Origin of the sequence: Stenotrophomonas sp. CCNWLW57 (assembly GCF_037203925.1) — a bacterium.
GTDB lineage: Bacteria > Pseudomonadota > Gammaproteobacteria > Xanthomonadales > Xanthomonadaceae > Stenotrophomonas > Stenotrophomonas rhizophila_A.
This window is the reverse complement of the sequence record NZ_JBBCBJ010000004.1, coordinates 326,691-353,255: the sequence shown is the minus strand read 5'-3', so window position 1 is coordinate 353,255 and position 26,565 is coordinate 326,691. Positions and strand designations below refer to the sequence as shown.

Genomic DNA, 26,565 nt, shown 5'->3' with positions numbered 1-26,565 from the left:
GTTGACAGCTGGCGCGCTCCCTCTCCATCACTTGCCGGGGCGGCGGCGGGAATTGACGAAGAGGACGACGGCCACGATGGCTGCAGCCGGGATCGCCAACATGACGAGCACGATCAGCCAATGCCAGAGTGAGAAGCTTCCCATGTGGTCATGTCTCTTTGAAGTAGATTCCAACCTTATCCCGAATTGAGCATGCATTCGACATTTCTGGGACGACGGCAACGTCGGGGGCCTGTGGGTTGAGTCAGATATCCGACATTAGTTCCAGCATCTCGTCCGTGAAGCGCTTACGTGTTTCGGATGATTTTGGGCCGTTTGGCATTGAGAGGATCGTCTCCCGCGACACTGCGAACGCCTCTAGCGTGGCGGTACAGACGTCTTCCAACACTGGCTCTTTTGTCAGCGGAGGAGAGGCAATGGCGAACTTTCCTCTCGGAAAACCCTCTTCGGGAAAGCCCATGGACTTCGGCGTTAGACCAGGCAAGCGCGGCATGGTATCGATCACATCCGCCACCTTGGTCAACCACTGCGAGCCTGGTCCGATCGCCTTCAACAAAAACCAGACGACGCCGATCAATCCGTAAAGGCGCTCCTTCGCACGCAGATCCAGATTCAGCTCATTAAAATAGCCACGGCGCGGCAGCATGAGAACACGCGGATTGGGACGATTGCTTAAACGTGCATGATGCGCGCAGCGGTTCCGGACCACGTTCAGATTGATTAGCCAGTTGTCCACAACATTTCTCTCAACAACGCCAAGACGTTCGCAGATGCTGTCCTGGTGACTTGGATTCAATATGCTGTAGAACTTTGAGATCGCGCCGAAGTCCCACGCTTCGCTGGCAACCCATGTCGGAATCGGCTTTCCCGCCTTGAGGTGCGAGCGGATGCTTTCCTCGTGGCTCTGGGCTATCAATTTTTCGTGCCGGTCCAACCAGCCTTCATACAGCGGCAGCATGCCGGGCGGATTACCTGGTTGGGCCACCAGGGCTGACTTCACGACATTTGCACGATCCAGATGGGCAAGAGGATCATGTCGCCCCAACTCGTGTGCAATGACGGTCCTCAAATGGATTTCGATGCGCTCCAGTGCATCTCCCATCAGCACTCTGAGGGATTTATCCATCAGGTAGAACTGGAATACGGCCTCGAATGAGGTGTCGGCCTGAAACTCATCCAGCTGATGAAATACTTTTCCCCGCTCGTTGCGCTCTATCCAGAAACGCCGGGAAGAGTGCCAATAGCCCGAAAGATGGTAGTAGCCCACCTGTGCGATTTTACGTATCGCCCTGTCTCTGTCGCCGATGATCATCCCTCGCGATTCAAGGATGTCGACCAGATCGGGATAATCCTTGAACGGCTTTACCGCAATGGCGGGTGTCTTGGCTTCTGTCACGTCCCGGTGATCCGAATTTCAGGCAAAAAAAAGGCCAAACCGTCACTGACGCTGGGTCAGGAGGGGATTTGGCTCTGTTGGCCGGGATACTATGTTAGGTGGACCTGCCAGTCAACTGTCATTGTGACTGCAAGGAGCGCAGCATTTTTGACAGGTCAAATGCGACCTTGCGCAATTGAAGAGGCGGTTTCCGACGTAGTCCCGTGAGGTCGAAACACTGAAAACGAAAAGCCCCGACCAAGGCCGGGGCTTTTGCTGCAACTGGTGCCGGAAATAGGAATCGAACCTACGACCTACGCATTACGAATGCGCCGCTCTACCAACTGAGCTATTCCGGCTGAGCAGGCAATTCTAAGGGGGTGGGCGCCGGGGGTCAATCTGCCTTGGCGGAACCGCCCCGGCCGGCTGAACGGGCCCTACCGAGCCGCAGGGCGGCCAAGCCTGCCCCCTCCCCTCACTGCGCGGAGAACTCGACCTTCCAGCTGCCATCCCGCAGCGCGAAGATGCTGGAATCGGCGGCCAAGCACAGCACCGGTGCCTCGACACCCACTCGCATGGGTTTGCAGTTGAAAGGCGCTTCGCCGGTCATGTCCCAGTCGTTCTTCTGCGACGAATAGGCATAGAGCTCCCAGACCCCACCCCAGGTATTGACGTTCCAGCGAGTCGCCCAGCCTGAGGCAGCGGTATCCATCTGCACATCGTAGATGACATAGGGCGGCCGGCCGATCTGCTGCCAGCTCTCGCCACGATCCGTCGAGTAATAGACCTTCGAGAAGGCTCCCTGGCTCCAGAGCGCCGCGAGCACCCCCGTGGAAGGGTTGACCCGTAGTGAGGACGTCCGCTCCCTGGGCGCGATGGACTTCCAACGCCCGGTGGCCAGATCGAGTCGCTGCGGCGTGTTGCCCGCCAACAGATAGTAGTCGCTGCCCGCCAGTTGTCCCTGCGCGCCCAGCCAGCCCCACATGTCTTTTCCCTCCAACGACAACTCGCGGGAGAGCGTCAGGTCACCCAGGTCATCGCGCTGCGCGACGTACACGCGAAGGCGCATTGCCTTGGCCGGTGGCTGCAGTCGCGGCGCCAGCGGGATGCGCCCTGGTACAAAAGCATCGGCATTTTCTGCGGTGGTCACGACCCAGCGGCCGCCCGCGTGATCGATGTCCACAACCGAGCGCATGCTGCCCAGCGCCGCGAGCTCGGCCCAGGTGGAGCCGCCATCGCGGCTTTCGCGGATGTAGCCGTCATCGCTCCCGCTAACCAGGCGTCCGTCGTGCGCCTCCACCGCCATGATCTTGCGCACGGTGTCCATGCCGACGTTGCTCCACTGGCCGTCCCGCGTGCGCTTGCGCAGCTGCCCGAAGTCGGCAGGAAAATACATGGTGCCGTCGGCGAGAATGGCTGGCTCGTCCTGTACCGGTACGGTGACTGTTCGGATCAGGCGGAGAAACGCATCAGGATCCTTGGCCGATGTCAGCGCTTCAATCGTGGACGTCTTGTTGACCTTGCGATCATAGGCCATCAGCAGATTGACGATGGGGCCCAGCCCGGTATCCGGATTGCCCGCCTCCATGGCCGGCGACAGCGACAAGGTGGCAGGGCGGAGCGGTACGGGGTCGGTCAGCAGCGAGGCGAACGGTTGCGCCGCTGCGGCCACCCTTCCCGGATGCTCGTCATGGGTGAGAGGGACGACCACGGTCTTGTAACCACCCACATTCACGGCAACGTAGTCGCCCAGATCCGTGACCCGGCCAGGCTTGACCTCGAAGATCGGGCCGTCCTTCCACGGCAGAAAGCCCCATCCCGTAATACGATAGTTGCCCGCCGGCAACCACATGCCCAGCGCCTGCATGCTGGCAACGGCCGGAACGGCGGCCGCCATGTCGATACGGATCTCGCGCTTGCTGCCCACCGGGCTGACAACGAGTACATCGCGCCCGCCCTTGGAGAACGACGCATAGGCATAGCCATGGGTCGCCACCAGTTTGGCCGGTTCCTGTGGTGCACTCACTGCGATACCCGGCACTGCGAACAGCAGAACCGCCGTCAACAACGTGCTGCGCATACGATCTCTCCCTGAAGTCCGGTCACACCGACCGGCAGGCTCAAACGACACTGGAATGAGCGACATCCTTGAAGGCACGACGCTCCCCAGCGACGTGCCCACGGGAGATGGTAGCGGGTTCGTCTGACTGCGTGAAGATCGCGCATCGAGGCGCGACGGTTCAGCCCGAGCCACCCCGCGTTGACGTGACCGCCCGTAAAGTGCGTGGACCATCATCTGGAGGCCCCGCATGTCCCCCTGTGACCGCCTGCCCGGCCTGCTGATCGCCTCATTGCTGTTCGCCACCACGGCTGCGGCCGAGGTCACTGTGCCTGCGCCGCCTGACCAGCGGTGGCAGCCCCTGTTCCAGCAGGTGCAGCGCGGCCACCTGTTCAAGGACCAGAAGACGTTCGCCGATGCGGTGCCGAAATTGGATGCCGACGCACTGCTGGCCGAATGGGGCCAGGCCCAGGCGCAGCCCGGCTACGCCCTGCCCGCCTTCGTGGCCACGCACTTCACCGTTCCCACGGAGTCAGCCGCCTACGTACCGCCAGCCGGTGAAACCCTGCGCGCCCACATCGAGGGCCTGTGGCCGGTGCTGACCCGGACCACCGACACCGTGGACCCGCGCGGTTCGCTGCTGCCGCTGCCCAAGCCTTATGTGGTGCCAGGCGGGCGCTTCCGCGAGGTGTACTACTGGGACAGCTACTTCACCCTGCTTGGCCTGGCCTCCAGCGGGCGCTGGCAGCAGGTGCGCGACATGGTGGACAACTTTGCCTGGCAGCTGGACCAGTACGGGCGTATCCCCAACGGCAACCGCAGCTATTACCTGAGCCGGTCGCAGCCGCCATTCTTCAGTTTGATGGTGGATCTACTGGCGACGCATGAGGGGGATGACGCGTATCGCCGGTATCTGCCGCAGCTGCGCACCGAGCATGCGTTCTGGATGCGTGGGGCGGAAGGGTTGGCGCCCGGTGCGGCCAGTGAGCGGGTGGTGCGGATGAATGATGGGAGCGTGCTCAACCGCTACTGGGATGCGCGGGCGGTGCCGCGTACCGAGTCGTGGACGGATGATCTGGCGACGGCGGCCACGGTGCCGGATCGCGCGCCTTCGCAGGTGTATCGCGATCTGCGGGCCGGGGCGGAATCGGGGTGGGATTTCAGTTCGCGGTGGCTGGTGCATCCGGCGGAGCTGGGAAGCATCCATACCACCGAGATTGTGCCGGTGGATCTGAACAGTCTGTTGTTCCATCTTGAGACGACGATTGCGCGGGCGAGTCGTGCGGCGGGGGAACGTTCTGTGGCGCGCGCTTTCGAACGCCTGGCCGAGCAGCGCAAGCAGGCGATCAACGCGCTGCTGTGGGATGAGCGGCAGGGGTGGTATGCGGATCGGGATCTGGAGCGCGGGACGCCCCGCCCTGCGCTTACGGCTGCGGCGTTGTTCCCGCTGTGGCTGCAGGTGGCCAGCCCAGCGCAGGCAAAGCGGACCGCACAGGCGGTGGAGGTGCAGCTGGTGCGCGAGGGCGGATTGCTGACCACCACAGAGAACACCGGGCAGCAATGGGATGCCCCCAACGGTTGGGCGCCGCTGCAGTGGGTGGCAGTAGATGGGTTGCAGCGCTACCAGCAGGACGCACTGGCGCGGCAGATCGGGGTGCGCTTCCTGCGCACGGTGCAGACGGTGTATGACCGCGACGGCAAGCTGGTCGAGAAGTATGTCGTGGATGGCTCAGCCGGCGGAGGGGGTGGCGGTGAGTACCCGTTGCAGGATGGGTTTGGGTGGAGCAATGGGGTGGCGTTGGCGTTGTTGGATCGGTTGTGTGATGAAGGGAAGCGGTGTGAGTCGGCGGGGGATGTTGGGGAGTGATCACGCGAAGAGCGCATCTCCGGCCGGGGTCATGCGTTACAGCAGTGATTGGCAGGGTCGGCGGTCGTTTGGGAACCGACCCTACCAGAGCCGTGCCGTGCCGGCAGCACAGGTAAAGCCGCCGCCACGGCCGCGTCATGCAGACAGTAATGCCAGTCGTCCAACCCCGGTCATGCCAACAGGTGCGTGCGAGCCGTTATGGGACCGAGCGGGCTATACAGTATTGCGCTGCGTAGTAGGTGCTTAGTACGCACAGGGTTGCGGCTGGGAGGCCGCCGCCGAAGCGGTCCCAGGCCAGTACCGAGTCGCTGATGACGAAGAGGACTGCGCCGATTGCGGCCCAGCGGGCGCTTGTGGGCGCCGATGGTGTTGCCGCGTTCTTCATCCATGCGCGCGCCAGGGCGAGTGTGGCCATCAGCGCGAGCACTACCACGTAAACCACTACCGGGATGCGCAGGTCGTTGGGGAGCAACGGCCATAGGCCGGCCAGGTTGATGCCGGCGAATACGGCCAGCAATGCGGCTGCAAACAGCATGCCCCGCCCTGCCCTGAAGCCTTCGCGGAAGGCGACGATGTAGCAGACGTGCGCGAGCAGGAAGGCAATCAGGCCAGGCACGAAGGCGTCGAACGGCAGCATCAGGGCGATGTCGCCGATGCAGGAAAACGCCATTCCAAGCAGGATCGCGCGGGCGTAGGTGCGGTGGGCGGAGGGCGTGTCGGCTGCCGACCAACGGTCGGCACTACGGAGCGCCATGGCTGCTATCAGCAGCGTGGCCAGCGGCTTGGCGATCCAGTGCAGCCAGCGGCCGTCGCCGTCCAGCGACGCGCCGATGATGGCGGCTACCGCCGCCAGCAGAATCGGCACGTCGCGGCGCAGGTTCATCGCGCTTTCCAGAGCTCGGCCAGGCGGTCGGGCTTGCCGGCGATGCGCTGCAGCGAGGGGTACTGCAGGCCGCCGTGGTAATCGAGCTTGATGGTGTCGATGCGGTCGAAGTTGCGCACCAACAGAGTGAGCGGGGCCTTGTCGGTCTTGGCGGCGGCCACCGCGTCCTTCAGGTCCTCGCCTTTGAACACGCGACCGTTGAGCGCCAGCAGGCTCATGCCCGGGGCCAGGCCGGCGTTGAAGGCGGGGCTGTCCCACAGCACGTCGGTGATGGCGCCGCCGTCGGTGACGGCCACGCCCAGCGAGTACAGCAGGTTGGTGTTCTTGGCGCGGGTTTCCTGCGCTTTAAAGGCGTCGTTCGGGGTATCGGTGTAGACCAGCTTCCACCCAGCCGCTTCCAGGCCGCCGGTGAGCGGGCCGTGGCCGTCCAAGCGCTCGCGCAGGAAGCTGGCCCAGTCGTACGGGGCGATGCCGTTCAAGGTGCTGACCACTTCTTCGAACGTATACGGGTTCACGTTCCAGTCGCCGTCGTGCATGCCGAAGAAGGCCTTGGCGAAATCATCGATGCTGCGCTTGTTGCCGGTCAAGGCGCGCAACTTGCCTTCCACGTCCAGCCACACCATCTGCCCGCCGGAGTAGTAGTCCTCGCTCATCTGGTAATTGCGGAACGCCAGGGCGCGGCGCTGGGCGATGGTGGGGTCGTTGGTGGTGTCCTGCAGGTTGCGCCAGGCCAGGCCGGGGCGGCCGCGGTCGTAGGTGGCCGCCACGTTCGCCAGCATGTCGCGGGTCTGGTCGGTGCTCCACAGGCCCGAACGCGCGGCCAGCACGTGGCCCCAGAACTGGGTCTGGCCTTCGTACAGCCACAGCAGGCTGTCGCCCATGGGCACGTTGAAGTTGGCGGTGGTCAGGTCGGCGCCACGGCGGTACTTGCCGTTCCAGGAGTGGTTGAATTCGTGCGGCAGCAGGTCGCGGCCGAGCCAGGTCTTGTCCCACTCGGTGAAGTAGCCGGTATCGCCGCTGTTCTCGCTGGAGCGCTGGTGCTCCAGGCCGATGCCGCCGAGCTTGCTGGTGAGCGCGAGCAGGAATTCGTAGCGGTCGAAGTGGCGTGCGCCGTAGAGCTTGTACATCTGCTGCACCAGCGCGCGGTGCGCCTGCAGCTGTTCGGGCTTGGCCACCAGCGATTTGGCGTCGTCGGCGAACACGTTGAGGTGCACGGGCACCTTGGCGCCGGGGTCGAGGTCGAACTGCTGGTAGTGGCGGCCGGCGAACAGCGGCGAGTCCACCAGGTGGTCGTAGCTGATGGGCTTGAACACCACGGTGTCGCCATCGCGGCGCTCGGTGTCCAGCGCGGTGGCGTAGGCCCAGCCCGGCGGCAGGGTGACGCTGGCCTGGGCCTGGATGTTGCGGGTGATCACGCCGGCCGGGTACAGGGAGTTGGCGTTCCACTGCAGGTTGAGCATTTCCGGGGTCATCACCACGCGGCCCTGCCCTGCGCCCTGCGAGGAAAGGAAGTTGAAGTTGGCGACGACTTCACTGGCGCCCTGCGGCACGTCCACGGTGAAGGCGTACACGTTGTACGGGTCGCGCTTCCACGCCAGCGGTTTGCCGTTGGCGGTGACCACCAGGCCGGCGAGTTTGTCGATGGGGCCGCTGGGGGAATGCGCGCCGGGCAGCCACTGTGGGTACAGCAGGGTCAGCGGTCCGGGTTGGGCCGGCACGGTGGCCTTGACCTTGAAGATGCGGCGGCCGATGTCGCGTGCGTCCACATCGATGCGCAGCGTGCCGGGGAAGGCGACGTCCTGCGGCGGGGGTGTCTGCGCGTGCACGCCGGTGGCAGTGGCGGCGAGAAGCACGGAGAGGACGGCGGCACGCAGTTTCATCGAAGACGGTTCCGGCATACGAAAGGATCGATGCTAGACCTGCGTGGGGCACAGCCCCATGGCCAAAGGTCATGCCTTCGCCGCGTGGAGAGTTGTTATCGGCAGTCGATCGGGATGCGACCCTACCGGCGGGTGGCCAACATTCGTCGCACGTTCGGCGCGCACGGTTGATTGATCCCGCTCCCGATGGGCACGTAACAATTCGTAGGTCCGGCCGTTGGCCGGACACCGCGCGCAGCGCGGCGCAAGCGTCCAGCCGCGCGCGACCCCGGCGGCCACAATCCCTCCGGCGTTTAAACGTTCCGAAGACATCCGCCAGGAGTTCGTGACCCCTGATCGAAAGGCAGCCGGCCAACGGCCGGCGCTACCGTCAGCTGATGAGGCGCAGCCTCAATTCCTTCGGCAGTGCAAACACCATCGATTCGGGTTCGCCTTCAAGCTCGCCGACGCCGGTGGCACCCAGCTCCTTCAGCCGCTCGATCACACCATCCACCAGCACCTGCGGCGCGGAGGCGCCGGCGGTGAGGCCGATGTGCTTCTTGCCCAGCACCCAGGCCGGGTCGATCTCGTCGGCGCCGTCGATCAGGTACGACTCCACGCCATCACGGCGCGCCAGTTCGCTGAGGCGGTTGGAGTTGGAGCTGTTCGGCGAGCCCACCACCAGCACCAGGTCGCAGCGCTTGGCCAGGTCGCGCACGGCGTCCTGGCGGTTCTGGGTGGCGTAGCAGATGTCGTCGTTCTTCGGGCCCTGCATGGCCGGGAAACGCGTACGCAGGGCTTCGATGATGCCGCGGGTGTCATCCACCGACAGCGTGGTCTGGGTGGTGTAGGCGAAGTTGTCCGGCTGCTTGAGTTCCAGCGTAGCCACCTGCTCCACATCTTCCACCAGGTAGATGGTGCCGCTGCCGGCTTCCTGCTTCCACTGACCCATGGTGCCTTCCACTTCCGGGTGACCGGCGTGGCCGATCAGCACCACGTCGCGGCCGGCACGGCAGTGGCGCGCCACTTCGAAGTGGACCTTGGTCACCAGCGGGCAGGTGGCGTCGAACACCTTCAGGCCACGACGGTCCGCTTCCTGGCGCACGGCCTGGGAAACGCCATGGGCGCTGAAGATCACCGTGTTGCCATCGGGTACTTCGTCGAGTTCTTCGACGAAGATCGCGCCGCGCTGCTTGAGGTCATCCACCACGAATCGGTTGTGCACCACTTCATGGCGCACGTAGATGGGCGCGCCCAGCGTTTCGATCGCGCGCTTGACGATCTCGATCGCACGATCGACACCGGCACAGAATCCACGCGGGTTGGCGAGCAGCACATCCATCAGACAGGTCTCCCGGCAGCGGCCGGCGGTGGGTTACGGGTTGGCATTATCCGCCTTTTTCGCGGCCTTGCCGTCGAACAGGCCGAACACAGCGATGCCGATGGCACCGACCACGATCGCCGCATCGGCGATGTTGAACGAGGGCCAGTAGTGCTCACCCACGTACCACTGGATGAAATCGACCACGTGGCCGTGTACCTGGCGGTCGATGACGTTGCCGATGGCCCCGCCGATCACCAGCGCGTACGGCACGGCGCTGCGCCAGTGCGCACGCGGGGTGCGCGACAGCCAGAACGCCATCAGGCCGCTGATGCCTACCGCCAGCGCGGTGAAGAACCACAGCTGCCAGCCACCGGCATCGCTCAGGAAACTGAACGCTGCGCCGGTGTTGTAGGTGCGGTACCAGTTCCAGAAGCCGTCGATGACGGCCACTGGCTGGAACTCGGGCAGGCTGGACAGCACCCAGGCCTTGCTCCACTGGTCGAGGATGATGATGGCGGCCGACAGCACCAGCCACACCAGCGCGCTCGGGCGCGGACGCGGGGCGGCCATCAGAACCACTTCCTGTCTTCGCCGGCACCGTCGACGTTGCTTGCGCAACGACCGCACAGTTCCGGATGGGCGGCCACGCTGCCGATGTCGGCACGGTAGTGCCAGCAGCGCACGCACTTCTGCTTGGTGGTCGGTTGGGCGCTGACGAACACCTCGTCGGTGGTCGCCGGGCGCACGCTGACATCGCCACTGATGAACAGGAAGCGCAGTTCCTCGGCCAGCGGCTGCCAGCGCGCAGCGGTTTCCTCGCTGGCGGCGACGGTGATTTCCGCTTCCAGCGCGGCGCCGATGGCACCGTTGGCGCGCATCGGTTCAAGGACCTTGGCCACCTGCTCGCGCAGGGCCAGCAGCTGGTCGAAATCGGCAGCGTTGATCGCGGCATCGGCCGGCAGCGGCACCAGGCTTTCGTACCACGTGGCAAACAGCACGTTTTCCTTGCGCTCGCCCGGCAGGTAGCCCCACAGCTCATCGGCGGTGAAGGTCAGGATCGGGGCGATCCAACGGGTGAACGCTTCGGCGATGTGGTACATCGCGCTCTGCGCCGAACGGCGGCCGCGCGAGTCGGTCGGCATGGTGTACAGCCGGTCCTTGGTGACGTCCAGGTACAGCGAACCAAGGTCCACGCTGCAGAAGTTGAGCAGCAGCTGCACGATTTCGGCCATGTTGTAGCCGGTGTACGCCGCCTTGATCTTCTCCTGCACCTCCCAGGCGCGATGCACGATCCAGCGGTCCAGCGCGACCATGTCGGCCGGGGCCACCAGGTGCTGGGCGGGATCGAAACCGTCCAGGTTGCCGAGCAGGAAGCGCGCGGTGTTGCGCAGACGCCGGTAGGCGTCCGCGTTGCGCTTGAGGATTTCCTGCGACAGCGACATTTCGTTGCTGTAATCGGCCGAGGCGATCCACAGGCGCAGGATGTCCGCGCCCAGGGTCTTCATGATGTCCTGCGGCTCGATGCCGTTGCCCAGCGACTTGGACATCTTGCGGCCCTTCTCATCCACGGTGAAACCATGGGTGAGGGACTGCTTGTAGGGCGCGTGCTTGTCGATGGCCACGCCGGTGAGCAGCGAGGACTGGAACCAGCCGCGGTGCTGGTCGGAACCTTCCAGGTACAGGTCGGCCGGCTTGCCGAAGCCACGCTCCAGCAGCACGCCTTCATGGGTGACGCCCGAGTCGAACCAGACATCGAGGATGTCGGTGACCTTCTCGTACTGCGCCGCTTCATCGCCCAGCAGTTCGGCGGCGTCCAGCGCGTACCAGACGTCGATGCCGCCGGCCTGCACGCGGTCGGCCACCTGCTGCATCAACTCGACGGTGCGCGGGTGCGGCTCGCCGGTTTCGCGGTGGGTGAACAGTGCGATCGGCACGCCCCAGGTGCGCTGGCGGCTGATGCACCAGTCCGGGCGGCCATCGACCATGCTGCCGATGCGCGCCTTGCCCCAGCTCGGGAACCAGCCGACGTTGTCGATGGCGGCCATCGCATCGCTGCGCAGGTTGGCCTTGTCCATCGAGATGAACCACTGCGGGGTGGCGCGGAACACCACCGGCGTCTTGTGGCGCCAGCAGTGCGGGTAGCTGTGCACGATTTCCACGAACGACAGCAGCGCACCGGAGTCGCGCAGCACGTCCACGATCAACGGCTGCGCCTTCCACAGGTGCACGCCTGCCAGCACCACCTCGCCGGCCGGCGGGGTGGACGGCAGGTACACGCCACGGCCATCCACCGGGTTGATCTGGGCGGCGGTGTAGTTGTCCATCAGCCCGTACTGCTGGCTGACCACGAAATCTTCCTGGCCGTGGCCGGGGGCGGTGTGCACCGCACCGGTACCGTCTTCATCGGACACGTGCGCGCCGTTGAGCAGGGGGATGTCGCGCTGCGGGTAGAACGGGTGGGCCAGCAGCAGGTTTTCCAGTGCGGCACCGGCGGCATGGCCGTGCGCGACGACGTCTTCCACGCCATAGCGGCGCAGGGCGCGCTCGGCCAGGCTGGCGGCGATCACCAGCCAGCGACGCTTGCCGGCATGGGCCGGGCCTTCGACCAGGGCGTACTGGATATCCGCGCCCAGCGACACCGCCAGCGAGGCCGGCAGCGTCCACGGGGTGGTGGTCCAGATCGGCACGGCGACCTCGACATCGGCCGGCAGGCTCACGCCGAAGCGCGCGGCCAACTGCGCCGAATCGCGCGCCACGTAGGCCACGTCGATGGCCGGCGAGGTCTTGTCCTGGTACTCGATTTCCGCTTCGGCCAGGGCAGAGCCACAATCGAAGCACCAGTGCACCGGCTTGGCGCCGCGCACGATATGCCCGTTGGCGAAGATCTTGGACAGCGCGCGGATTTCATTGGCTTCGAAATCGAAGCTCAGGGTCTTGTACGGGTTGTCCCAATCGCCGATCACGCCCAGGCGCTTGAAGTCGCGGCGCTGCAGGTCGATCTGCTCTTCGGCGTACTCGCGGCACTTCTGGCGGAACTCGACGGCATCGAGCTTGACGCCGACCTTGCCCCACTTCTTTTCGACCGCGATCTCGATCGGCAGGCCGTGGCAATCCCAACCGGGCACGTAGGGCGCATCGAAGCCGGCCAGGTAGCGCGACTTGACGATGATGTCCTTGAGGATCTTGTTGACCGCATGGCCCAGGTGGATCTGGCCATTGGCGTACGGCGGGCCGTCGTGCAGCACGAACAGCGGGCGACCCTGCGCGTTTTCGCGCAGGCGGGCGTACAGGCCCTCGTCTTCCCAGCGCGACAGAATGCCCGGCTCGCGCTTGGGCAGGTCGCCGCGCATCGGGAATTCGGTGGCCGGCAGATGAAGGGTGGCTTTGTAGTCCTGGCTCACGCAGTGGCTCGCAATCTGTGTTCGGAAAGGATGTGACGGGCCTGATCGGCGTCACGGTGCATCTGGTCGGTCAATGCCGCCAGATCATGGAACTTTTCTTCGTCGCGCAGCTTGGCGACGAACTCAACCTGGATATGCCGACCGTACAGGTCGCCCTGGAAATCGAACAGGTGCGCTTCCAGCAGCGGCTCCACCCCGTCCACGGTCGGCCGGGTGCCGAAGCTGGATACCGACGGCCACGGCTGGTCGAACACGCCGTGCACCCAGGTGGCATAGATGCCCGCCAGCGCCGGCGTTTTCGGGAAGCGCAGGTTGGCGGTGGGGAAGCCGAGGGTGCGGCCGAGCTGGCGCCCGCGCACTACCCTGCCCCCGATCGCATACGGGCGCCCGAGCAGATCGGCCGCATGGGCGAAATCGCCCTCGCGCAGCAGCTGGCGGATGCGGGTGGCGGAAATGCGCTCGCCGTGGAAATCCACCGGGTCGATCTCGCCGGCGCTGAAGCCGCGTTCGGCGCCCATGGCCCGCAGCAGGGCCAGGTCACCGCGGCGGCGGTTGCCGAAGCAGAACTCCGGCCCGATCCACACTTCCCGCGCGCCCAGCCGGTTGACCAGCAGCTGTTCGACGAAGGCTTCGGCGGGCATGGCGGCCATGGCCGCATCGAAACGCAGCAGGCCGATGGCATCCACGCCGAAATCGCGCAGGATCGTGACCTTGTCCCGGGCCAGGGTCAGCCGCGGCGGCGGCTCGCCCTGGGCAAAGTATTCGCGCGGCAGCGGTTCGAACGCGACCGCCACGGCGGGCACGCCCAGCGCGCGGGCACGCGCGGCCGCATGCCGCACCAGCGCACGATGGCCAAGGTGCAGGCCGTCGAATGCGCCGATGCAGACCACGCTTCCGTGCGGGAACAAAGGCCCGCCTTCGATGCTTCTGAACAACCTGGTCATCTACTGGGAATCCGGCCCGTCAGGACCGATGCGTTGCAAGGGATAGCCATGAAGTATAGCCGGGGTGCCCATGGATCAATGCTCGCGCAGGTGACGCGGGCGGAAGCCCATGGCGACCAGGGCCAGCAGGTAGGTCAGGCCACCGCCGCCGACCAGCAGCGCGAGGTTGCCGATCCGGTGCCATTTGTCCATGTCGGTGAAGTCGGTCATCAGCTGCAGCAGGCCCAGCAGGACCGCCACCATGGCCGCGCAGGCCAGGCCCAGGCGGGTCACGTAGCCGCCCCAGCCGGCCTTGGGCTGGTACACGTCGGTCTTGCCCAGCCAGTACCAGAGCAGGCCAAGATTCAGGTAACTGGACAGCGCGCTGGCAATGCCCAGCGCCAGGTGCAGGCCCGGCTGCTTGCCCAGTGCGACCCACACGCCCTGCGCCTTCAGCGCCTCGGGCACCATCACGTGGTACAGCACGGCCAGCAGGATGAAGTTGAAGACCATGTTGGCCACCAGCGCGACCAGGCCGGCGCGCACCGGGGTACGGGTGTCCTGGCGGGCGTAGAACGCCGGCAGCACCACCTTGAGCAGGGCGAAGGCCGGCAGGGCGAAGCTCAGGCCGTACACCGACAGCGCGGTCATGCGGGTATCGAAGGCGGTGAACTGGCCATGCTGGAAGATCGTGGCGATCAGCGGCTCGGCGCACAGCATCAGGCCGAGCATGGCCGGCACGGCGATCAGCAGCGTGGTGCGCAGGCCCCAGTCCAGCGCGCTGGAGAAGCCGGCCTTGTCGGTACTGACATGGTGGCGGGCCAGCGCCGGCAGGATCACCGTCCCCAGCGCTACCCCGAACACGCCCAGCGGCAGCTCCAGGAAGCGGTCGGCCAGCGACAGCCAGGACTGCGAGCCATCGGTCAGCTTGGCCGCGATCACGGTATCCAGCAGCAGGTTGATCTGGGCCACCGAGGAGCCGAACAGGGTCGGCACCATCAGGGTCAGCACCTTGCGCACGCCGGGGTGGGTCCAGCCCCAGCGCGGCAGCGTGAGCAGGTTGATGCCGTGCAGCGATGGCAGCTGGAACAGCAGCTGCAGCACGCCGGCGGCCAGCACCGCCCAACCCAGCGCCAGGATCTGCTTTTCCGGGGTGCCGCCCAGCCGGGGTGCCAGCCACAGCGCGCCGGCGATCATGCACAGGTTGAGGATCACCGGAGTCAGCGCCGGCATGGCGAACCGCTGGAAGCTGTTCAAAGCACCGCCCGCCAAAGCGGTGAGCGAGACGAACAGCAGGAACGGGAAGGTCAGCCGGAACAGGTCCACCAGCAGGCCGTGCTTGGCCGGGTCGGTGTCGACCCCGCTGGAGAACAGGGTGGCCAGCTGCGGGGCGAAGATCAGCGCCAGCGCGGTGACCAGCAGCAGCACCGCGCCCAGGGTGCCGGCCACGCGCGACATCAGCTCGCGCAGCTCCTCATGGGAACGGGTTTCCTTCACTTCCGTGAACACCGGCACGAAGGCGGTCGCGAACGAACCCTCCGCGAACAGGCGGCGCAGGAAGTTGGGCACCCGGAAGGCCACCCAGAAGGCGTCGGTCACCGCATTGGTGCCGAACGTGGTGGTGACGGCCAAGTCGCGGACCAGGCCCAGCACCCGTGAAATCATGGTCATGCTGCTGAAAGACAGCAGCCCGCGCAACATCCTTGGTGAACTCACCCGTGTTTCCTCTTGACAATTGACTTGACGTACATTTTTCGAGCCATCATACTTTCCAGCTTGCTGTTCCCATTACACCGATTTTTCAGGAAACCACCACTGTGGCCAATATCAAGTCCGCCAAGAAGCGCGCCAAGCAGACCGTCGTGCGCAACGCGCGCAATACGGCTCAGCGTTCGATGCTGCGCACCGCTGTCAAGAAGGTGATCAAGGCGCTCGACGCCAACGATGCCGCCGGCGCCGAGGCAGCCTTTGCCGTCGCCCAGCCGATCCTCGACCGTTTCAGCTCGCGTGGTCTGATCCACAAGAACAAGGCCGCTCGCCACAAGAGCCGCCTGACCGCGCGCATCAAGGCCCTCAAGGCCGCCTGATACGGCGCAACGCCGCGCCTGGCGCGGCGTGCGGTACAAAAACCCGGCCCCGGCCGGGTTTTTTGCGTGGCTGGCAGCCCCACAGAAAAACCCGGCCGAAGCCGGGTTTCCCGAGGAAGCAACGTCAGCGTCAGAGCGCGTTGCGCGCATCCGCTTCGTCTTCCTTCTGGCGGTCGAAGAAGGCCATGATGTTGGTCATGATCGGCCAGGTGCCTTCACGGCCCAGCGCCGAGACCAGGTACCACGGCTGGGTCCAGCCCAGCTCGGCGATGATCTTCTCGGCCGCGGCCTTGGCCTCGTCCTCGAACATCAGGTCGGCCTTGTTCAGCACCAGCCAGCGCGGCTTTTCCAGCAGCTCCGGGTCATGCTTGGCCAGCTCGCGCTCGATCGCACGGACCTGCTCGATCGGCGAGATTTCCACGCCGCCTTCCATGGGGGAGATGTCCACCAGGTGCAGCAGCAGGCGGGTGCGCTGCAGGTGGCGCAGGAACTGCGCGCCCAGGCCGGCACCATCGGCGGCACCTTCGATCAGGCCGGGAATGTCGGCAATCACGAAGCTGCGGTAGTTCTCCACGCGCACCACGCCCAGGTTGGGGTAGAGGGTGGTGAACGGGTAATCGGCCACCTTGGGGGTGGCAGCGGACACGGCGCGGATCAGTGTGCTCTTGCCGGCATTGGGGAAGCCCAGCAGGCCGACGTCGGCCAGCAGCTTCAGCTCCAGCTTGAGCAGGCGCTCCTCGCCCTCCTCGCCCGGCAGCGACTGGCGCGGCGAACGGTTGGTGGAGCTCTTGAAGTGCATGTTGCCCAGGCCGCCCTTGCCGCCCTTGGCCACCAGCAGGATGTCGTCGTGCTGGGTCAGGTCGCCGATCACTTCGTCGGTGGCCACGTTCATCACCACGGTGCCGACCGGCACGGTGATGATCAGGTCTTCGCCGCCCTTGCCATAGGCCTGGCGGCCCATGCCGTTCTCGCCGCGCTGCGCCTTGAAGATGCGCTCGTGGCGGAAATCGACCAGGGTATTGAGGTTTTCGTCGGCGCGGATGTACACGCTGCCGCCATTGCCGCCGTCGCCGCCGTCCGGGCCGCCCAGCGGAATGAACTTCTCGCGACGGAAACCGACGCAGCCGTTGCCGCCATTGCCGGCGGTAACCTGGATTTCTGCTTCGTCTACAAGTTTCATGATTCTGGATGCCAACTGGAGGCGGTGGGCAACGGGTGCGCCCGACCGCAGAGTCTAACGTGAAAAACAAAAACCCCGCCGAAGCGGGGCTTTCGTCAGCGGCCCCACGCCGGGGCGGGGGCGCCTGCGTGCCGCGAAGCTCAGGCTTCGGCGACGACGCTGACGGTACGACGCTTCTTCGGGCCCTTCACCGAGAACTCCACCTTGCCGTCGACGAGCGCGAACAGGGTGTGGTCACGGCCGAGGCCGACGCCGGTACCCGGATGGAACTGGGTGCCGCGCTGACGCACGATGATGTTGCCGGCATCGATGGCCTGGCCACCGAAGATCTTGACGCCGAGGTACTTCGGGTTGGAGTCGCGACCGTTGCGCGATGAGCCTACGCCCTTCTTATGTGCCATGACTGCTTCTCCTTATTACTTCTTGCCACCGGCGATGCCGGTGATCTCGATTTCGGTGTAGTACTGACGGTGACCCTGGCGCTTCATGTGGTGCTTACGGCGACGGAACTTGATGATCCGGACCTTGTCGGCACGACCCTGCGACACGACCTTGGCGGTGACCGAAGCGCCGCTCAGAGCGTCGCCCAGCTTGATGCCATCGCTGTCACCCAGCATCAGGATTTCTTCGAACTTGATCTCGTTGCCGACTTCGACTTCGAGCTTTTCAACGCGGAGCGTTTCGCCCTGCGCCACGCGGTATTGCTTACCGCCGGTTACCAGTACTGCGTACATGACCAGACTTCCTCTGTAGTTATTGTGGTCTATGGACTGCCGCCATCGAGGGCGGACAGAAGCGGGATTTTAATGACTCACCCCGGCCCGGGTCAACCCACCCCCTGCTTTGAGCCGTCCTCCCCTGAACCCCGTTCAGGTTCAGGGCCCGCCGGTCTCAATAGATGAGACAAGGGGCTGGCAATGTCGCTGATTGCCCCCAAATCCCAAGCTCGGTAGGCTGACCGATTGCCGTCTCCGCTTGCCCCACTTTCAACGGATCCCCCATGGCGATGGATTTCATCCGCATCCGCGGCGCGCGGACGCACAACCTCAAGAACATCGATCTCGACCTGCCCCGCGACAAGTTGATTGTCATTACCGGCCTGTCCGGCTCGGGCAAGTCCTCGCTGGCCTTCGACACGATCTACGCCGAAGGCCAGCGCCGCTACGTGGAGTCGCTGTCGGCCTATGCCCGCCAGTTCCTGAGCGTGATGGAAAAGCCGGACCTGGATCATATCGAAGGCCTGTCGCCGGCGATCTCCATCGAGCAGAAGTCGACCTCGCACAACCCGCGTTCGACCGTGGGCACCATCACCGAGATCTACGACTACCTGCGCCTGCTATACGCCCGCGTGGGCAGCCCGCGCTGCCCCGACCACGGCTACCCGCTGGAAGCGCAGACCGTGAGCCAGATGGTGGACCACGTGCTGACCCTGGACCCGGAACAGCGCTACATGCTGCTCGCCCCGGTCATCCGCGAGCGCAAGGGCGAGCATGCCCAGGTGTTCGACCAGCTGCGCGCGCAGGGTTTCGTGCGCGTGCGGGTGGACGGTGCGCTGCATGAAATCGATGCGGTGCCGCCGCTGGCGCTGCGCCAGAAGCACACCATCGAAGCGGTGATCGACCGCTTCCGCCCGCGTGAAGACATCAAGCAGCGCCTGGCCGAAAGCTTTGAAACCGCGCTGAAGCTGGGCGACGGCATGGTCTCGGTGCAGTCGCTGGATGTCGAGGATGCCCCGGCCCACCTGTTCTCGTCCAAGTACAGCTGCCCGGTCTGCGATTACTCGCTGCCGGAGCTGGAACCGCGCCTGTTCTCGTTCAATTCGCCGGTGGGCGCCTGCCCGGGCTGCGATGGCTTGGGCATGGCCGAGTTCTTCGATCCCTCGCGCGTGGTGGTGCACCCGGAGCTGTCGCTGTCGGCCGGCGCCGTGCGCGGCTGGGACCGCCGCAATGCTTACTACTTCCAGCTGATCGCCTCGCTGGCCAAGCACTACAAGTTCGACACCGACGCGCCGTGGCAGAGCCTGTCCGAGCCGGTGCGCAAGGCGGTGCTGTACGGCAGCGGCGATGAAACCATCACCTTCACCTACTTCACCGAAGCCGGTGGCCGCACCCAGCGCAAGCACCGCTTCGAGGGCATCATTCCGAACCTCGAGCGCCGCTACAAGGAAACCGAATCGGCGGCGGTGCGCGAAGAGCTGGCCAAGTACATCAGCGAACGCAACTGCCCCGAATGCCAGGGCCAGCGCCTGAACCGTGCCGCGCGCAACGTGTTCGTGGCCGACCGTGCGCTGCCGGAACTGGTGGTGCTGCCGATCGATGAGGCACTGAAGTTCTTCAGCGGCATGACCCTGCCCGGCTGGCGCGGCGAGATCGCCGGCAAGATCGTCAAGGAGATCGGCGAGCGCCTGGGCTTCCTGGTCGACGTGGGCCTGGATTACCTCACGCTGGAGCGCAAGGCCGACACTCTGTCCGGTGGCGAAGCCCAGCGCATCCGCCTGGCCAGCCAGATCGGCGCCGGCCTGGTCGGGGTGATGTACGTGCTCGACGAGCCCTCCATCGGCCTGCACCAGCGCGACAACGAGCGCCTGCTGGGCACCCTCACCCGCCTGCGCGACCTGGGCAATACGGTGATCGTGGTCGAGCATGACGAAGATGCGATCCGCCTGGCCGACTACGTGCTGGACATCGGTCCGGGCGCCGGCGTGCACGGCGGCGAGATCGTCGGCCAGGGCACCCTGCAGGACATCCTGGACGCGCCGCGTTCGCTCACCGGCCAGTACCTGTCGGGCAAGCGCGCGATCGAGATTCCCGCGCGCCGGCACAAGCCGAACCCGAAGATGACGCTGCACCTGCGCGGTGCCAGCGGCAACAACCTCAAGGGCGTGGACCTGGACATTCCGTCGGGCCTGCTGACCTGCATCACCGGCGTGTCCGGTTCGGGCAAGTCGACCCTGATCAACGACACCCTGTTCTCGCTGGCCGCCAACGAGATCAACGGCTCCTCGCATCCGATCGCGCCCTACAAGGACGTGGAAGGCCTGGACCTGTTCGACAAGGTGGTGGACATCGACCAGTCGCCGATCGGCCGCACCCCGCGTTCGAACCCGGCCACCTACACCGGCCTGTTCACCCCGCTGCGCGAGCTGTATGCGCAGGTGCCCGAAGCACGTGCGCGCGGCTATTCGCCGGGCCGTTTCAGCTTCAACGTGCGCGGCGGCCGCTGCGAAGCGTGCCAGGGCGATGGCCTGATCAAGGTGGAAATGCATTTCCTGCCGGACGTGTACGTGCCCTGCGATGTGTGCCACGGCAAGCGCTACAACCGCGAAACGCTGGAGATCCTGTACAAGGGCTACAACATCAACGACGTGCTGCAGATGACCGTCGAAGATGCGCTGAAGCTGTTCGAACCGGTGCCGAGCATCGCGCGCAAGCTGGAAACGCTGGTGGACGTGGGCCTGAGCTACATCAAGCTGGGCCAGAGCGCGACCACGCTGTCCGGTGGTGAAGCGCAGCGTGTGAAGCTGTCCAAGGAGCTGTCGCGCCGCGATACCGGGCGCACGCTGTACATCCTGGACGAGCCGACCACCGGCCTGCACTTCCACGACATCGAAGCGCTGCTGGGCGTGCTGCACAAGCTGCGCGACGAAGGCAACACGGTGGTGGTGATCGAACACAACCTGGACGTGATCAAGACCGCGGACTGGATCGTCGACCTGGGCCCGGAAGGCGGCCACCGCGGCGGCACCATCCTGGTCACCGGCACGCCCGAGGACGTGGCCGCGCACCCGGCGTCGTACACCGGCCAGTTCCTGGCCAAGATGCTGCCCTCGGTCAGCGCGCGCCCGGAACGCCCGGCCGCGGTGGCCAACAAGCCCGACGCCCGCCCGCCGCGCAAGGCCAAGCCGGAAAAGCCGGCCAAGGTGGCCAAGAAGGCGGTGGCCGCCACGCGTGCGGTAACCCCCAGCAAAACCAGCCCTGCCAAGACCACGAAGGCGAAGAAGAAGTAATGAGCAGCGAACACAAGATCCTGGCCCGCGTACCGATCAGCGTGCGCTGGCGCGACATGGACAGCATGGGCCACGTCAACAACGCCAAGTACATCTCCTACCTGGAAGAGGCGCGCGTGCGCTGGATGCTGGGCGTGGAAGGCGTGGCGATGACCGACCGGATCGCGCCGGTGGTGGCCGCCACCAACGTCAACTACCGCCTGCCGATCGTGTGGCCCAACGACATCGTGGTGGAGCTGTTCGTCGAGCGCCTGGGCAACAGCAGCGTGACCATCGGCCACCGCATCGTGGACCAGAAGAACGACAGCACGCTGTATTCGGACGGCAACGTGGTGGTGGTGTGGATGGATACCCAGACCGGCAAGAGCGCCCCGCTTCCGGACGCAATCCGCAACGCGTCTACTTGAATCAGACAGGCCGCCGATGAGGCGGCCTGTTTCGTTCAACAGGCGTCTGCGTTTGTGGTCATGCCCTACCGCTCGTGGACGCTCCGCGTGCAGTCGTCTGGGGAGCGACCCTACCAGCGGGTCCGCGCCCGACCCGCATCACCGACGCAGTGGGGCATGGCGCCGGTAGGGTCGGTTCCCAAACGACTGCACTGAAATCGTCTACGTGCGACGAACGCATGACGTTTCTCCGAGGCTAACGCTGTCTACCGCGCTGCCGACCTAGGGGCGTCGGCACGGACGGCAAGCATCGCGTCCACCTTACGGCCGTCTTCCAAACTCAAACGCAACGGCACCTGGCCGCCCTTCGCAAGCGGCACTTCCGGCTGCATCAACATCAGGTGCAGGCCGCCGGGCTTCAACGTTACGCTCGATCCCGGCGCGATCGGCAGCCGCTCCACCGCACGCATGCGACTGACGCCGTCGACCAGCGTGGTTTCATGCAGGGAGACGTCGCCGAACGCCTTGCTGCCGGCGGCCACCACGGTCACCGGCGTCCTGCAGCCGTTATGGATCTCGCCGTAACCGGCCGCCATCGTTACCCCCGGCGGCGGCAACCGCACCCAGCCCTCGCGCACCGTCACACACGACGGCTCCGCCGCTGTGGCCGATGCTGCGGCCGCACACATCGCCAACAATACGCACACGAATGGTTTGGTTATCATCGCCTCAGTTCCCTGCCCGCAACGAGATCGCAGCATGACGACGCTTATCGAGGTGATCAACCATGGCCCCATCCGCGAGCTGCGGCTGGCCCGCCCGCCGGTCAATGCGCTGGACACCGAGCTGTGCCGTCAGTTGATCCACGACATCAACCAGGCCATGGCCGATGACGTGCACGGCATCGTCCTGTCGGGCAGCGAGCGCATCTTCAGCGCCGGCATGGACGTGCCGCACCTGCTCAGCCATGGCGAGGACCGGCACAAGCTGCTGGACAGCTGGCAGGCGTTCTTCGGCGCGGTGCGCACGCTGGCCGAAAGCCGCGTGCCGGTGGTGGCCGCGCTGACCGGCCACGCCCCTGCCGGCGGCTGCGTGCTGGCGCTGTGCTGCGATTACCGGATCCTGGCGCGCAGCCCGGACCCGGCCCAGCCCACGGTGATCGGCCTGAACGAGGTGCAGGTGGGGCTGGTGGCGCCGGAAGGCATCCAGCGCCTGATGCGCCGGGTGGTCGGCCACCACCGCGCCTCGCAGCTGCTGATCGGCGGTGAAATGGTGCCGGCCGAACGCGCACTGGAGATCGGGCTGGTGGATGAGCTGGCCGCCCCGGCCGACGTGGTGCCGCGCGCGGTGGCCTGGCTGGGTCGCCTGCTCAAGCTGCCGCGCCAGCCGATGCTGCTCACCCGCGCCATTGCCCGCGAAGACCTGCATGAAGCACTGCACGCCGACCTGATCCGGCTGGACCGGTTCGTCGAGGCCTGGTATGCCCCCGATGCGCAGCAGGCATTGAAGACGCTGGTAGCGCGGTTAGGGAAAGCCTGACCACCGGTATAATTCCCGTCCGCCCCAACGCCAGGCCGCCGCCTTGTCCCAGCCGCAAGAACCCGTCGTTTCCGAGCTGATCGACCTGCTCACGCTCGAGCGCCTGGAAGACAACCTGTTCCGGGGCCAGAGCCGCGACATCGGCACCAAATACGTGTTCGGCGGCCAGGTGCTGGGCCAGGCCCTCTCGGCGGCGCAGGCCACGGTCGAGAACGGCCGGCATGTGCATTCGCTGCATGCCTATTTCCTGCGCGCCGGCAACATCGACCACCCGATCGTGTACGACGTGGACCGCACCCGCGATGGCGGCAGTTTCTCCGTGCGCCGGGTCACCGCGATCCAGCACGGCAAGGTGATCTTCTTCTGCGCCGCCTCGTTCCAGCAGGCCGAAAGCGGGGCCGAGCACCAGCACAAGATGCCCGAAGTGCCGCAGCCGGAAGACATCGAACCGAACCGGCCGCTGCCGCCGGAGGTGCTGGAACGGCTGCCGATCAAGGTACAGCGCTGGCTCTCGCGCGGCGGCCCGTTCGAGTTCCGCCACGTGTACCCGCGCGATGAACTGCACCCGCCCAAGCGCCCGCCCTACCACCAGGTGTGGCTGCGACTGAATGAAACGGTGGGCGATGCGCCCGAACTGCACCAGGCGCTGCTGGCCTATGCGTCGGACTTCCACCTCCTCGGCACCGCAACCTTCCCGCACGGCATCAGCTATTACCAGCCTCACGTGCAGATGGCCTCGCTGGACCATGCGATCTGGTTCCATCGCCCGTTCCGCGCCGACGACTGGCTGCTGTATTCGCTGGACAGCCCCAGCGCACAGGATTCGCGCGGGCTGGCCCGTGGCCAGTTCTTCACCCGCAACGGCATACTGGTTGCCAGCACCGCGCAGGAAGGCCTGATCCGCGTGGTGGATGACAGTGCCGCGGCCGCCGCCGTACCGGCCAAGGAATAATTCGATATGCGTCAGATCTTCACCAGCCAGCGCGTGGAAACCGTGGAAGGCGTGGCCAAACTGCTGCGCGATGCCGGCATCGAGGTGCGCATCACCAACGGGCGCTCGTACCACAGCAAGCGCGGCAGCCAGTTCAGTTACCTGGACACCAGCAAGGCCACCACCCACCCCACCCTGTGGGTGGTACACGCCAACGACCAGCCGCGCGCGCGCGAAATCCTGCGCGATGCCCGCCTGCTGGAAACCACCCGCCGCGACCACCCCACCGCCGAATTCGCCTTCCGCGACCAGGCCGACGACGTGGCCCCACGCCGCAACTGGGCCTGGCGCATCCGCATCGGCCTGCTGCTGATCATCGCCGCCGTGGCAATGGTGGTGGTGATGCGCCACCGCAGTGCCCCGACGGCCGCGCCGGTACAGACGCAACAGGCGCAACCCCAGGCCCCGGGGGCCGAACCGGCGCCAGCGCAGGAAGAAGAAGAGGTCCGAGTCCGGATCACACCTCCGACCCAACAACCGTGAGCCGACACGACGTATCCGGATCTCCCTGCGCACGTAAAAATTCGTAGTGCCGACTGTCAGTCGGCAACCGCGCGCCAGCGCGGCCCAAGCGTCCGAAGACCGTAACGCACCACGCCGATGGTGTGGTCGACGTTTACCGCCTGCCGAAGCCACCTGTCAGGCGCTCATGATGCCGGAACGAAGAGCAGTCGACTGACAGTCGGCTCTACCGCGCCCCTCGCGCGACCCCGCCCCGCCCCCCGGTCACATTCCCCGCCCCGCACCGTCATGATGTCACCACCCACAGGGACCGACGCCATGACCACGCTGCCGCTGATCGACACGCTGGACCGCGAACTGCCTGCCGCCGCCGGCGGCTGCCAGCAGTCGTACGGGCGCATCGTGCTGGCCTGCCAGAACACCGTGACCGCGATCGCGCTGGCGATCACCCGCGACGTGCAGGCCAGCGAGGACATCGCGCAGGAAGCCTTCATCAAGGGCTGGCAGCAGCTCAACCAGCTGCACAACCACGGCAGCTTCCTGCCCTGGCTGCGCCAGATCACCCGCAACCTGGCCCGCGACTGGCTGCGCGCCAACCGCGGCCGGCCGCTGTCGGGAGAGGCCGCCGAGATCGCCATCAGCATGGCCGCCGACCCGGGCCCCTCCGCGCCGGAATACCTGCAGCGGGCGGAGGAGGAAGTGGCCGCCGAAGAGATCATCTCCGCGTTGCCCGAGGACAGCCGCGAAACGCTGCTGCTGTACTACCGCGAAGGCCAGAGCTCGCAACAGGTGGCCAACCTGCTGGGGCTGAGTGACGCCGCCGTGCGCAAGCGCCTGTCGCGGGCACGCGCCAGCGTGCGCGAGGAGATGCTGCGGCGCTTCGGCGAGTTCGCGCGCGGCAGCGCGCCCAGCGCGGCCTTCGCGACCGCGGTGGTTTCCATGGTGATGGTGGCCGCACCGGGCACGGCGAGCGCGGCGATCCTGCTGGGCACCAGCGTGGGCGTGGGCAGCAGCAAGCTCGGCCTGGGCGGCGCCAGTCTGTCCGGCGGTGCGGCAATGGGGTCGCTGGGCGCGGCAGCCAGCCAGAGCCACCTGCTCGGCCCGGAGTTCAACTGGACCATCGCCATCGGCGCGATGGCCGGCGGCGTGATCGGCAGCTACCTCGGTGGCCGCTACCTGCTCTGCTACACCCAGACACTGGCCGAGCGCGCGGCGGTGCATCGCTTCGTGCACTACAGCACGTTCACCGCGATGCTGGTCTGCGCGGCGGTGCTGGCGCTGACGGTGCTGCATGCACCGGTGTATCTGTCGCTGGCCGCGATGGTGCTGGGCACCGCCCTGGTGAACTACCAGATCCTGGTGCCGCTGCAACGGATCATGGCGCCGATGATCGCGCGTGATGCCGCGCGCAAGGGACGCACGGGACCCAGCTGGGTGTACCAGTCGATGTACGGACGACCTGCTTTGCTGATCACCAACCTGGTGATCGTCGGCCTGATCCTGACCGTGGCCGGCGAGCGCGGGTTGATCTGACGCATGAAGAAAGCGCCGGTCGGTGACCGGCGCTTTTTTCTGGTTGCCGGGCAGGGCCCGACGCTACGTTACTTTGCCTTCGGCGGCACCGGCGGCTTGTCGCCGCGGTGTTCGCCGCGCGGGCCACCGAACGGGCCCTTGGCCGCGTCGAATTCGGCCTTGCTCAGCTGGCCGTCCTTGTTGGTATCGGCCGCAGCGAACCACGCATCACGGTGCTGCTTCATGCCCAGCTCGCGGTCGGCCTTGTCCAGGTAGCCGTCCTTGTTGAGGTCCATCTGGTCGAAGCGCGCGGCCAGCTTCGGGTCGGCCTTGGCTTCGTCGCGGCTGATCCGGCCGTCCTTGTTCGCGTCCAGCTTTTCCAGGCGCGCATGCCCGCCACCCGGACCACGCCCGTGGCGCTTGCCCTGCCAGCGCGGCAGTTCCTCGCGGGACAGCTTGCCGTCCTTGTTGGTGTCCAGGCTGTCGAACTTCTCGGCCAGGCGCGGCGACTTGGCAGCCTCGGTACGGTCGACGAAACCATCGCCGTTGGTGTCCAGCGTCGCGCGGGCCGGCTTGGCGGGCGTGGCCGGGGTATCGGCGGCCACCGCCAGGCCGGCAGCGCCGGTGGTCATCAGCAGGGCCAGCAGCAGAAGGGGTTTGCGGTTGCGCATGGGTCACTCCGGTGTTTGGGGGATGTTTCGTGCGGTGCGT

At 65.9% G+C, this 26,565-nt stretch carries 22 protein-coding genes and 1 tRNA gene; 8 read left to right on the top strand and 15 right to left on the bottom strand.

What is annotated here, in order from left to right; translation table 11 throughout:
- Positions 1–244: 244 nt before the first annotated feature.
- The 3 genes from V9K91_RS12090 to V9K91_RS12080 form a co-directional block, all read right to left on the bottom strand.
- Positions 245–1,396, bottom strand: a complete 1,152-nt coding sequence (locus tag V9K91_RS12090) for an Abi family protein (RefSeq protein ID WP_141236228.1) — start codon at positions 1,394–1,396, stop codon at positions 245–247.
- 262 nt (positions 1,397–1,658) lie between these two features.
- A tRNA-Thr gene (locus V9K91_RS12085) sits at positions 1,659–1,734 on the bottom strand.
- Positions 1,735–1,850: 116 nt separating this feature from the next.
- A complete protein-coding gene (locus V9K91_RS12080) occupies positions 1,851–3,455 on the bottom strand; it encodes a hypothetical protein (protein WP_095363393.1) in 1,605 nt (534 codons plus the stop codon).
- Positions 3,456–3,684: 229 nt separating this feature from the next.
- On the opposite strand from V9K91_RS12080, the gene treA reads away from it, so the two are divergent.
- Positions 3,685–5,301, top strand: a complete 1,617-nt coding sequence (treA, locus tag V9K91_RS12075) for an alpha,alpha-trehalase TreA (protein WP_095363394.1) — start codon at positions 3,685–3,687, stop codon at positions 5,299–5,301.
- Positions 5,302–5,497: 196 nt separating this feature from the next.
- Here the strand turns inward: treA and V9K91_RS12070 are convergent, their stop codons facing one another.
- The 7 genes from V9K91_RS12070 to murJ form a co-directional block, all read right to left on the bottom strand.
- A complete protein-coding gene (locus tag V9K91_RS12070) occupies positions 5,498–6,184 on the bottom strand; it encodes a lysoplasmalogenase (RefSeq protein ID WP_095363395.1) in 687 nt (228 codons plus the stop codon).
- On the bottom strand, positions 6,181–8,064 hold the full coding sequence (locus V9K91_RS12065; RefSeq protein ID WP_095363396.1) for a M61 family metallopeptidase: 1,884 nt from the start codon (positions 8,062–8,064) through the stop codon (positions 6,181–6,183). The genes V9K91_RS12070 and V9K91_RS12065 overlap by 4 nt, the downstream gene beginning before the upstream one ends.
- Positions 8,065–8,434: 370 nt before the next feature.
- On the bottom strand, positions 8,435–9,385 hold the full coding sequence (ispH, locus tag V9K91_RS12060; protein ID WP_217536857.1) for a 4-hydroxy-3-methylbut-2-enyl diphosphate reductase: 951 nt from the start codon (positions 9,383–9,385) through the stop codon (positions 8,435–8,437).
- 33 nt (positions 9,386–9,418) lie between these two features.
- On the bottom strand, positions 9,419–9,937 hold the full coding sequence (gene lspA, locus V9K91_RS12055) for a signal peptidase II (RefSeq protein WP_095363398.1): 519 nt from the start codon (positions 9,935–9,937) through the stop codon (positions 9,419–9,421).
- Positions 9,937–12,768: an isoleucine--tRNA ligase gene (gene ileS, locus V9K91_RS12050; protein ID WP_336442828.1), complete on the bottom strand. Its 2,832-nt coding sequence runs from the start codon at positions 12,766–12,768 to the stop codon at positions 9,937–9,939. The genes lspA and ileS overlap by 1 nt, the downstream gene beginning before the upstream one ends.
- Positions 12,765–13,712 (bottom strand): bifunctional riboflavin kinase/FAD synthetase, encoded by a 948-nt coding sequence (locus tag V9K91_RS12045; protein ID WP_093533087.1) that lies wholly within the window; start codon positions 13,710–13,712, stop codon positions 12,765–12,767. Before V9K91_RS12045 ends, ileS begins: the two co-directional genes overlap by 4 nt.
- A gap of 75 nt (positions 13,713–13,787) precedes the next feature.
- Entirely contained in the window at positions 13,788–15,392 is a 1,605-nt protein-coding gene (gene murJ / locus V9K91_RS12040) for a murein biosynthesis integral membrane protein MurJ (RefSeq protein WP_068850200.1), read from the bottom strand.
- A 116-nt stretch (positions 15,393–15,508) separates the two neighbouring features.
- On the opposite strand from murJ, the gene rpsT reads away from it, so the two are divergent.
- Positions 15,509–15,778 carry a 30S ribosomal protein S20 gene (gene rpsT, locus V9K91_RS12035; protein WP_017354922.1) on the top strand — a complete coding sequence of 90 codons (270 nt, stop codon included), beginning with the start codon at positions 15,509–15,511 and terminating at the stop codon, positions 15,776–15,778.
- 130 nt (positions 15,779–15,908) lie between these two features.
- Here the strand turns inward: rpsT and cgtA are convergent, their stop codons facing one another.
- The 3 genes from cgtA to rplU all read right to left on the bottom strand — a co-directional run bounded on the left by cgtA (position 15,909) and on the right by rplU (position 17,692).
- A complete protein-coding gene (gene cgtA, locus V9K91_RS12030; protein ID WP_070209176.1) occupies positions 15,909–16,958 on the bottom strand; it encodes an Obg family GTPase CgtA in 1,050 nt (349 codons plus the stop codon).
- A 140-nt stretch (positions 16,959–17,098) separates the two neighbouring features.
- Positions 17,099–17,359, bottom strand: a complete 261-nt coding sequence (rpmA, locus tag V9K91_RS12025; RefSeq protein WP_019184517.1) for a 50S ribosomal protein L27 — start codon at positions 17,357–17,359, stop codon at positions 17,099–17,101.
- Between the two features lie 15 nt (positions 17,360–17,374).
- Positions 17,375–17,692, bottom strand: coding sequence for a 50S ribosomal protein L21 (gene rplU, locus V9K91_RS12020; RefSeq protein WP_068850193.1), 318 nt, complete (start codon positions 17,690–17,692; stop codon positions 17,375–17,377).
- Positions 17,693–17,958: 266 nt separating this feature from the next.
- On the opposite strand from rplU, the gene uvrA reads away from it, so the two are divergent.
- The gene (gene uvrA / locus V9K91_RS12015; protein ID WP_306989421.1) at positions 17,959–20,964 is read left to right on the top strand and encodes an excinuclease ABC subunit UvrA; all 3,006 of its coding nucleotides are present in this window, start codon (positions 17,959–17,961) and stop codon (positions 20,962–20,964) included.
- On the top strand, positions 20,964–21,371 hold the full coding sequence (locus tag V9K91_RS12010; protein WP_306989424.1) for a thioesterase family protein: 408 nt from the start codon (positions 20,964–20,966) through the stop codon (positions 21,369–21,371). The genes uvrA and V9K91_RS12010 overlap by 1 nt, the downstream gene beginning before the upstream one ends.
- 245 nt (positions 21,372–21,616) lie before the next feature.
- Here V9K91_RS12010 and V9K91_RS12005 read toward each other — a convergent pair whose 3' ends face one another.
- Entirely contained in the window at positions 21,617–22,075 is a 459-nt protein-coding gene (locus tag V9K91_RS12005) for a copper chaperone PCu(A)C (RefSeq protein WP_336442938.1), read from the bottom strand.
- Positions 22,076–22,109: 34 nt separating this feature from the next.
- On the opposite strand from V9K91_RS12005, the gene V9K91_RS12000 reads away from it, so the two are divergent.
- The 4 genes from V9K91_RS12000 to V9K91_RS11985 all read left to right on the top strand — a co-directional run bounded on the left by V9K91_RS12000 (position 22,110) and on the right by V9K91_RS11985 (position 25,875).
- A complete protein-coding gene (locus V9K91_RS12000) occupies positions 22,110–22,889 on the top strand; it encodes an enoyl-CoA hydratase/isomerase family protein (RefSeq protein WP_336442829.1) in 780 nt (259 codons plus the stop codon).
- A 43-nt stretch (positions 22,890–22,932) separates the two neighbouring features.
- Positions 22,933–23,841, top strand: coding sequence for an acyl-CoA thioesterase II (gene tesB / locus V9K91_RS11995; protein WP_068850178.1), 909 nt, complete (start codon positions 22,933–22,935; stop codon positions 23,839–23,841).
- Between the two features lie 6 nt (positions 23,842–23,847).
- Entirely contained in the window at positions 23,848–24,363 is a 516-nt protein-coding gene (locus V9K91_RS11990) for a pathogenicity-like protein (protein ID WP_336442830.1), read from the top strand.
- A 297-nt stretch (positions 24,364–24,660) separates the two neighbouring features.
- Positions 24,661–25,875: an RNA polymerase sigma factor gene (locus V9K91_RS11985; RefSeq protein WP_336442831.1), complete on the top strand. Its 1,215-nt coding sequence runs from the start codon at positions 24,661–24,663 to the stop codon at positions 25,873–25,875.
- A 68-nt stretch (positions 25,876–25,943) separates the two neighbouring features.
- Here the strand turns inward: V9K91_RS11985 and V9K91_RS11980 are convergent, their stop codons facing one another.
- Complete coding sequence (locus V9K91_RS11980; RefSeq protein ID WP_336442832.1) at positions 25,944–26,525, bottom strand: EF-hand domain-containing protein; 582 nt, start codon at positions 26,523–26,525, stop codon at positions 25,944–25,946.
- Positions 26,526–26,565: the final 40 nt, after the last annotated feature.